Origin of the sequence: Aeromonas sp. Y289-2 (assembly GCF_027705925.1) — a bacterium.
Classification (GTDB): Bacteria; Pseudomonadota; Gammaproteobacteria; order Enterobacterales; family Aeromonadaceae; genus Aeromonas; species Aeromonas veronii.
Genome location: NZ_JAPDCH010000005.1, coordinates 273,712 through 280,876, shown reverse-complemented (window position 1 = coordinate 280,876; position 7,165 = coordinate 273,712). Strand labels below are relative to the sequence as shown.

Below are 7,165 nucleotides of genomic sequence, written 5' to 3'. Positions count from 1 at the left end.
GCCGCGCTGGAAATCGGCATGGGTCTGAAAGGTGACGTGGTTGTGATGGTCTCCGGTGCTCTGGTACCGAGCGGCACAACTAACACCGCCTCCGTGCATATACTCTGAGCGGGAGTCGAGTCTTTTTAGTCCCATACTAGACTTAAACATTCTTAGCTAACTTCTAACTACTCAGAACCCGTGATGCACCATATCACGGGTTCTGTATTTCAAGAGGGGGTACGCATATGTTATAAATATGCGCTATCTTACCGCCTTGATATCACTGCAGAAAACGTGGTTTACCACCTTTCCATCTTCTGCGGGGCACTTCCATTTTACCTATGCTTCTGAAGAGCTCATACATCACAGTCAGTAGCATTTCATCAAATTTGAGCAAATAGTTCAGCACATTATGCAATAGCAGATGACGTTCTTCTAAGTCATCGTGATACACCATGCTAATATCGTATATTCCCTACTCCTCAAACTTATTCCTATACGCATTACAGTTGTAATATGTTCTGGGTGCACTGCTCAGTGATTTCCAGCCTTGGCCTAATCGACGCCAAAGGTTAATATCAGTGACGGCGTATCGTTTGTGGGCACGGATGGCGCCAGATAACGGCAAGCATTAAACCTCAGGCCTAGGTTCCAATACGCCAGCGAAGGAGGCGATCCGGGTCGGTTTCGATTACTTCAAAGGCAACCTGAATCGGGTCAGCGCAACGGCCAAGTTCTCCGAGCATGAGTACCATTTGCATGTGGTCGAGCTACATAACTCCGGCCCCAGCACCAAAACCAGTCTGGCCGCGCTGGTGGCGTTTTGTTCCATTCTGATGGGCAAGGTGGTGCAGGAGCAGATGGTGGTGCTGGGTGACATGACGCTAGGCGGTGTGGTCAATCCGGTTGAGGATTTGGCTGGCAGTCTGCAACTGGCAATGGACAGTGGCGGAAAACGAGTATTACTGCCGATGGCGTCAGCCTCGGATATTCCAACCGTACCGGCGGAGATCTTCTCCAAGTTTCAAATCAGCTTTTATGCTGATCCGGTGGATGCCGTCTACAAGGCATTAGGGGTTCAGTAGTCAGCCAAAAAAAGAAGTCTCAGGTAGGGCGAGCTACATGCTCACCCTCTGCCTCAGATTTATCTTTTCGTGGCTTGAACATTACCGCATTCCTGCCGGTAGACATCCAGATAGAGATATCCGTAGCTGGCTTTGGGATTAGCCAGACATACCCATTCCCCTTGCTGCAACGTCACCAATTTATCTTGGTCACTCAGTAGTTCTCCTTGTTGAAAGAGCTTGCTAAGGCGCTCAATAAAACTCGGTATAACGGTATCAATGTCGGTGAGCCATTGCTCGTCAGCATCGCCATAGACGCCGCAGCGATCCCAAAGCAGGGAAACCCTGCTTCGTTCAACAATTGCACGTGCGCCAAAACGTGGTTGAACTTGGGTGTGTAATCCCCAACTCCCTATGGTTCCCATTTTCTGTGTACTCCTAATGATGGTAAGTCGTTGTAGAGCTCACTGCTGGCCATGCCTTCTTCCTCCATGGGCTACCTGACCGGCGTGGTAGTTACAAATTCCCTCGTTCTGCCAGCGACACCACACCCTCAGTACCGACGACCAGATGCTCCAAAATCCGGATATCCACCAGTGCCAGGGCATTCTGTAGGCGCAGGGTGATCTCGATATCTGCCCGGCTGGGTTCCGGGTATCCCGACGGGTGGTTATGCACCAGCATCAGGGCGGCAGCATTGTGGGGCAGTGCTCGCTTGACGACATCGCGGGGGTAGATGGTCGCAGCGGACAGGGTGCCAAGGAACAGTTCCTCGTAGGCCAGGATCCGGTGTTGGTTATCGAGGAACAGTGCCGCAAAAACTTCTCGATCCCGTGTTTGCAGCAGCCCTTGCAGGGCCTGATGGGCCAAGTGTTTATCGGTAATAGCTTCTCCCTTGGCCAGTTTCTGCCGGGCAACAGCTTGGGCGATGGTGAGCAGGTCATCGTCGGTGACAAGGTCAGTCACCCGGTAGGTGCCGGGTTGCTCCCCGGCGGTGAGTTTTTGATGCAACATGATTAGGCTCCATACGCCATCGCCCCACCGCATTGGACGCGGCAGGCTAGGCGAAGTAGTTGGTTAATGGGTTACTGAATGGGGTGTGACCGCAGGCTTGGCTGGCTGTGTTCAGGCCGCCAAGGTGTGCGGGGTGTAGTCGTGTAGCGGAATGTGGTAACTGGTGGCGAGCATGGTGCCTAACTGGGTTAGCCAGCGGTGATCCGGATGATCGCACAGCCATTGCGCCAGTCTGTCACCCCGTTCGTTTTCATAGCGTAGGTAGATAGCGTAACCGGCCACCGGCTGGCCTTGGTCATGCACTGCTTCAATCTGACCATTGTGCTCAAGATAAGCCTTCAGCTCGATGGCGATCACGGCGTTAATCATCTTCGCTCTCCTTGTCGGCGATGGGGTCACTCTCCAGGACATAGCCGCGATGGGTGCAGATGCGCTGCAGGTCAGCCAGGAAACTTGCCAGTACGCGAGGCCGCTCGGTGAGCGGCACGGGTCCAGCTTGGCAACGCCAGAAACAGCGACGTTTGGGGGCGATGCAGATCTCATCTCTCGGCTGGCTCATGGTGTGCCAGTCCTCGGCATTGCTGATGGTGAGCAGTTGCCACTGCACGCCTGACCAACGGACCTGCAGGGTGACTGTGCGGATGTGTGGACTATCCGGTGTCAGGTGCAGCAGCCATCGCTGACTACTGCGGGTGGGGGTTATCTTGGCGTTGGCGACAACTTGTCCCAACCACTGACGTGAGTAGTGGGAGAGCGCTAATTCTTGGCTCATCGTGTCCTCCTAATCTCCTGCGACCGTGACGCTGAAACACTCCAACCGGCAGTAGGCAATGAAGTTGCTCTGCCAGATATCGAACAGCTCCCGCGCTTCGGCCAGCCGCAGCGGTCCCCAGCCCAGCATGGTGTGTTCCCCATCAAGGAAGTTGAAATCGAGCTCCTTGCTGAGCTCGGCATCCGAGCCCAGCCCTTGATAACTGAAGTCGGTGACGTAATCGAACAGCCAGCCATCGAGCCCACGGATCAGCCGGATCTCGACTGGGTGCACGCCGCCTTGAGCGGCACTGTAGCCGGGGTTACGAAAGTTGAAGGTCAGTTGGGTTAAGCGCTCGATGTCGAGCTCGGTTTTAGCGACTTCTTGGTTGAGCAGAACCAGCAAAGCTTGGGCAACGGGCAGGGCAAAGCCCTCCCGGAAAAAGGGAATGGCCATGGTGTACTCCTTGTGGGGGTTAATCTTGGTCGAACAGCTCGCGCATTTTTTTGGCCACACGGGCACGGATCTGTTCATCAATAAAGGCGGCAATGCTGGCGAGAGCTGCACTCAGTACCGCTATGTCATCGGTGAGTCCCATCGGCAACACATCCGGGATCGCATCAATGGGCGATATAAAGTAGGCCAGCGCACTGTAAATCAGGAGCTTGGCCCAAAGCGGCAGATCATCCTTTTGGCTGGTGTAGTAGAGCAACAGGCAGGTCTCGATAAAGGGCCGACCGGCACGTTTGGCAAAGGCCCAGAGTTTGTGCCAAAAGCCTTGGTGATCGAACGGCTCGCATTCAGGGGGAATGCAGGGGGGCATAGTGCGTCTCCTTCAAGAGTGGGTGAATGGCAGAAATAAAAAGAGGAGGCAAATGCCTCCTCTTGGATGGGAATGGGTGTGACCTATTGGTCCCACATCAAGCAGTCAAACTCGGGGGTATTGGTGGCGGGCAGAACTGATGCCACCTCTTGGGTCGGCAGTGCGAGCTGCTTGCCGTCAGCCGTCAAAATTCTGATCGACTTGGCCTTGCGTAGTTTGCCCCACATGTCGAAGAAATTGTTCTCACCGACACGGGACTCGGTCTCATAGGGCGCATCGTATTGGCTGCCATCGACGACGATGGAGAAAGCCTGCCCAGCATAAGAGCCGTACTCCTTGCCCTGCACGGTGGCCGTCATGCTGACCTTGCGGGTGTCATTACAGGCGATATAGAGGTTGTTTTGCTCGTTGACCACCGCCGTGTATTCGCTGGTGCCCTGACCCCAGCCGCTGCTCCAGCGTCCGGCCTCGCCATACGCCATGGCGTTGCCGCACAGCAGCAGTGCTGTTGAGGTAATGAAGAGTTTTTTCATCCCTGTGACTCCTAAAGGCTCAAGGATTTAGATGAGCCATTAACGTGGTTATTTTTTGTAAAGCACGCTGAGTGAGTTATCCACCAAGTGCTTAACGATTTCATAGTCTGGATTGTAAGTGGCGAGATTATGTGCCGCGATGGTGACGGCAGATGCGATCCCGGCTAGACCGGTAATACCGCCAAAGACACTGGCCCCTGCTGCGGCGATCCGGCCCTTGGTATACACCCGGCATTTCAGCCCGGCAGGTTCGATGCTGTTTTCAAGTTTTGTCACAGCGGCGCTCATACGCCCAGATAGCCCCACGACTTCGAAAGATTTTCGTGCACGGATCAGTGAGGCCAGCTTGTCAGTACCTAGATCTTCATAAGTCAGTCTTTCCATGTTTTGTTTCCTTGGTCGTTTAGTAAAAGGGTCTTATGGAGCCCACCTGTTGCGAGTTGGTCACGCTGGTTTATTGGTTGAGGGCCTCGCATCTGTGTCAAATCAGCGCCAATTGCCGTTTATGGACTCATTAAGTCTTTAGTCTACCTTTTGAGTCCTTATCGTCAATGGGTCCATGGTCAACCATAGAGGTTGACTGGAGGACCCATGACAGATATCAACCTTGAGCTGTTAGCCAAGAGCGTTGGCAAGGCGATCAGCCACAAGCGTACTCAAGCCGGATTCACGCAAGAGCATGTGGCTGAACACCTCAATATCGGGATGGAAGCCGTCTCTCGAATGGAGCGGGGAATTGTGGTGCCGACCGTGGTGCGGCTGGCGGAGCTCGCTCAACTGTTTGGTTGTGAGCTAGCCGACTTTCTGCGTGAGACCAGTAACCGCCCGACCGAGCAGGGCATTGTGCTGAGCCAGCAACTGGCTCGGCTCGATGATGCTGACCGAACCCTGTTGCTGGAAACGGTAGAACGGTTGGTGGAGCGGTTGGCGCGTCCCCGCTGATCACCCGCCATTCACTGGGGAGGGGATGGGTTCCCTTTCCCCAATTTGTTGGTGAGTGGACTCCTTCTTGGTTGCGGCCTCTGCGGCGTTCTGGTTGCTTGGCTTTGCGGTGCGGCATGCGAAGTAGTCGCCTCCACACCAGCGTTACCATTCGCCGTCTCGTCGCTGTTGGTTTCGGGATAGAACTCCTCCAGCAGCATCGGTACCTCTTCATCAATATCCTCAAACTGGCCGTTACGCAGCAGCTCACGAGCGGCTTGCTCCATCTGGTCGATTGCAAGGCCTGCCTCCTGGTCACGCTGGGCCGCCTCCTGTGCGAGCCTGACAGCCTCGGTCAGGTTGGTTTCCTCCCGCAAGGTTAAATCCACGTAGTAGACCGGGGTGCGGTAGGACTGGGTGGTGCTCTTGGCCCGCAGCCGTAGAGTGAGCGGCAGATAGCGGGTATGGCCCCCGCTCACAGCCTCCAGGTACTTCAGTCGAGCCGCCAGAGTGCGCACCGAGTTGTAGCCGGTGGTGCGGAAGATAAAGCTACCCAGCTCATCCCCTTGCCCCTCCACAAACAGGTTCAGTCGACCGTACAGCTTGCAGCCCTGTTGCCCTGCAAAGGCGCAGCGCTCTGGTCCAGGGCAGCTGACTTCCTCCATGCCTTGCGCCCCCACTCGTCTCGCCACCTCCCCATTCCCGACACACAACGGCCTGCCGGTTTGACGGTCAAAGGCGCTATATTCCGCCCGCAGATTCAAGTCGCTATCGTTGAACAGCACCCGTACCGGAATGGCGCGGATCTTGGTCTGCTCCTGCCCTTGGCTACTTTTTTGCGATGAGTAGTGTTGATGCAGGGGATGGAGCAACCATCCCCCTTTTTGTTGTATCTGGGTGGTGAGGGTGAAACTGTCGTCCTTCTCCGGTACCCACTTATCTTGTTTTTGCACCAGCTTGCCGATGCAGACCCGCCCGATCACGGGCGGGGTTATCGCCAGTCCTTTGATCATGGTGTTTGCCTCAAGGGTTGAATGGTGAAACGGCGCACGCCGGGCACCGGTTTGACGTAACGGGTGAGCAGGTCGGGATGATCCTGACCGAGCTTATCGAGATCCGGCGCCAGCCGGTCTTTACTGCGTTTCCAGGTGATCTTGCCGTCGGCAAACAGCCCGGCTGTCGCTTCACCCAAAGTGGCTTGCAGCCGCTGTTTGAGTTGTGACTCCTGCAGCTCGACGGCTTCCTTTTGCTCGCGCAATCTCAATAGCTCGCCAAACAGCTGGTTGAACTCGGGGGAATCGGAGAGATCCACCGTCTGGCCATCGTCACGCGGAAACAGCCAGCTCAGGGCATTGGCGGCATCACTGGATCCATCAGGCTCAGGCTGTTGGTCTTGTTGCACCATTTGCCAGAACTGTGCTTCCCGCTCGGTGAGATCCTGGATCTTCTCCTCATCGCGCTCGATGCGGTAAATCCGGAAATCCTGGCCGCCGATGAGCACTGCCACCTCAGCCCAGGCATGGCCGGTGACGGCCAGTTGATGCAGCACCTGACACTGGTAAGCCACCGGCACCCCTTCCTCCCACTGTGGGGCGCTGTGATAGCTGGCGGTCTTGATCTCCAGAATGCCCGGCCCATCGGGATGGCCGATTACCTCCCGGTCGAGGTTGGCGAGCATGAAGGGTTGCTCGGGGTGCTGCAGTACCGCATTGACCCGGCGCACCTTATAGCCGGTGCGTTTGGCGTAGACCTGCGCCAGCACAGGTTCCAGTTCGATACCCCACAGCACAGCTTCCTTGTGAGAGATATCCTCCGGCTCCTTGCGGCCAGTCTTCTCCAACCACAGGCTGAGTGGACATTTGTAGGGGGAGAGCCCCACAGCCACGGCGGCATCGGAAGAACCAATGCCGAGCTTGCGGATAGCGAGCCACTGCTCGCGGGTTAATTGAGTAGTGGAGGCCAGTCGCAGGGCCTGGCCGTATTTGGCTTTTGCTTTCATGACGACTCCTGGTTGACGGCATAAATGGCTACGCCCGGATTGGCTTGCGCCAGTCCGGGTGAGGTCGTTATGCGGCTG

Annotated in this window: 12 protein-coding genes; 2 read left to right on the top strand and 10 right to left on the bottom strand. The window is 55.9% G+C overall.

All coding sequences use genetic code 11. The features are described from left to right. Positions 1-656 precede the first annotated feature (656 nt). The gene (locus OKC43_RS10680) at positions 657-1,067 is read left to right on the top strand and encodes a S16 family serine protease (RefSeq protein ID WP_270659166.1); all 411 of its coding nucleotides are present in this window, start codon (positions 657-659) and stop codon (positions 1,065-1,067) included. A 59-nt stretch (positions 1,068-1,126) separates the two neighbouring features. Here OKC43_RS10680 and OKC43_RS10675 read toward each other — a convergent pair whose 3' ends face one another. The 8 genes from OKC43_RS10675 to OKC43_RS10640 all read right to left on the bottom strand — a co-directional run bounded on the left by OKC43_RS10675 (position 1,127) and on the right by OKC43_RS10640 (position 4,551). Further along, a complete protein-coding gene (locus OKC43_RS10675) occupies positions 1,127-1,471 on the bottom strand; it encodes a type IV toxin-antitoxin system YeeU family antitoxin (protein ID WP_082177875.1) in 345 nt (114 codons plus the stop codon). Between the two features lie 91 nt (positions 1,472-1,562). Then, positions 1,563-2,060, bottom strand: coding sequence for a RadC family protein (gene radC, locus OKC43_RS10670; RefSeq protein ID WP_168176951.1), 498 nt, complete (start codon positions 2,058-2,060; stop codon positions 1,563-1,565). A gap of 111 nt (positions 2,061-2,171) precedes the next feature. After that, complete coding sequence (locus OKC43_RS10665; RefSeq protein WP_270659159.1) at positions 2,172-2,429, bottom strand: hypothetical protein; 258 nt, start codon at positions 2,427-2,429, stop codon at positions 2,172-2,174. Continuing rightward, positions 2,422-2,832, bottom strand: a complete 411-nt coding sequence (locus tag OKC43_RS10660) for a hypothetical protein (protein WP_100654381.1) — start codon at positions 2,830-2,832, stop codon at positions 2,422-2,424. The genes OKC43_RS10665 and OKC43_RS10660 overlap by 8 nt, the downstream gene beginning before the upstream one ends. Before the next feature lie 9 nt (positions 2,833-2,841). Next, on the bottom strand, positions 2,842-3,267 hold the full coding sequence (locus tag OKC43_RS10655) for a DUF2787 domain-containing protein (protein WP_100654380.1): 426 nt from the start codon (positions 3,265-3,267) through the stop codon (positions 2,842-2,844). 19 nt (positions 3,268-3,286) lie between these two features. Then, entirely contained in the window at positions 3,287-3,634 is a 348-nt protein-coding gene (locus tag OKC43_RS10650; RefSeq protein ID WP_100654379.1) for a YkvA family protein, read from the bottom strand. Positions 3,635-3,717: 83 nt separating this feature from the next. Then, a complete protein-coding gene (locus tag OKC43_RS10645) occupies positions 3,718-4,167 on the bottom strand; it encodes a hypothetical protein (RefSeq protein WP_100654378.1) in 450 nt (149 codons plus the stop codon). Positions 4,168-4,215: 48 nt separating this feature from the next. After that, positions 4,216-4,551, bottom strand: coding sequence for a hypothetical protein (locus OKC43_RS10640; RefSeq protein ID WP_042658366.1), 336 nt, complete (start codon positions 4,549-4,551; stop codon positions 4,216-4,218). A 207-nt stretch (positions 4,552-4,758) separates the two neighbouring features. Here OKC43_RS10640 and OKC43_RS10635 point away from each other — a divergent pair, with 207 nt between their 5' ends. Next, complete coding sequence (locus tag OKC43_RS10635; protein ID WP_101530889.1) at positions 4,759-5,109, top strand: helix-turn-helix domain-containing protein; 351 nt, start codon at positions 4,759-4,761, stop codon at positions 5,107-5,109. Positions 5,110-5,120: 11 nt separating this feature from the next. Here OKC43_RS10635 and OKC43_RS10630 read toward each other — a convergent pair whose 3' ends face one another. Both OKC43_RS10630 and OKC43_RS10625 read right to left on the bottom strand, forming a co-directional pair. Further along, positions 5,121-6,101: a recombination directionality factor gene (locus OKC43_RS10630; RefSeq protein WP_100654376.1), complete on the bottom strand. Its 981-nt coding sequence runs from the start codon at positions 6,099-6,101 to the stop codon at positions 5,121-5,123. Then, positions 6,098-7,087 carry a YqaJ viral recombinase family nuclease gene (locus tag OKC43_RS10625; protein WP_100654375.1) on the bottom strand — a complete coding sequence of 330 codons (990 nt, stop codon included), beginning with the start codon at positions 7,085-7,087 and terminating at the stop codon, positions 6,098-6,100. The genes OKC43_RS10630 and OKC43_RS10625 overlap by 4 nt, the downstream gene beginning before the upstream one ends. Positions 7,088-7,165 lie beyond the last annotated feature (78 nt).

Bases quoted from the DNA above. Each gene is read 5' to 3' on its own strand.
- OKC43_RS10675 (WP_082177875.1), bottom strand. From the start codon at position 1,471: ATGGGAACCATAGGGAGTTGGGGATTACACACCCAAGTTCAACCACGT.
- radC (WP_168176951.1), bottom strand. From the start codon at position 2,060: ATGTTGCATCAAAAACTCACCGCCGGGGAGCAACCCGGCACCTACCGG.
- OKC43_RS10665 (WP_270659159.1), bottom strand. From the start codon at position 2,429: ATGATTAACGCCGTGATCGCCATCGAGCTGAAGGCTTATCTTGAGCAC.
- OKC43_RS10660 (WP_100654381.1), bottom strand. From the start codon at position 2,832: ATGAGCCAAGAATTAGCGCTCTCCCACTACTCACGTCAGTGGTTGGGA.
- OKC43_RS10655 (WP_100654380.1), bottom strand. From the start codon at position 3,267: ATGGCCATTCCCTTTTTCCGGGAGGGCTTTGCCCTGCCCGTTGCCCAA.
- OKC43_RS10650 (WP_100654379.1), bottom strand. From the start codon at position 3,634: ATGCCCCCCTGCATTCCCCCTGAATGCGAGCCGTTCGATCACCAAGGC.
- OKC43_RS10645 (WP_100654378.1), bottom strand. From the start codon at position 4,167: ATGAAAAAACTCTTCATTACCTCAACAGCACTGCTGCTGTGCGGCAAC.
- OKC43_RS10640 (WP_042658366.1), bottom strand. From the start codon at position 4,551: ATGGAAAGACTGACTTATGAAGATCTAGGTACTGACAAGCTGGCCTCA.
- OKC43_RS10635 (WP_101530889.1), top strand. From the start codon at position 4,759: ATGACAGATATCAACCTTGAGCTGTTAGCCAAGAGCGTTGGCAAGGCG.
- OKC43_RS10630 (WP_100654376.1), bottom strand. From the start codon at position 6,101: ATGATCAAAGGACTGGCGATAACCCCGCCCGTGATCGGGCGGGTCTGC.
- OKC43_RS10625 (WP_100654375.1), bottom strand. From the start codon at position 7,087: ATGAAAGCAAAAGCCAAATACGGCCAGGCCCTGCGACTGGCCTCCACT.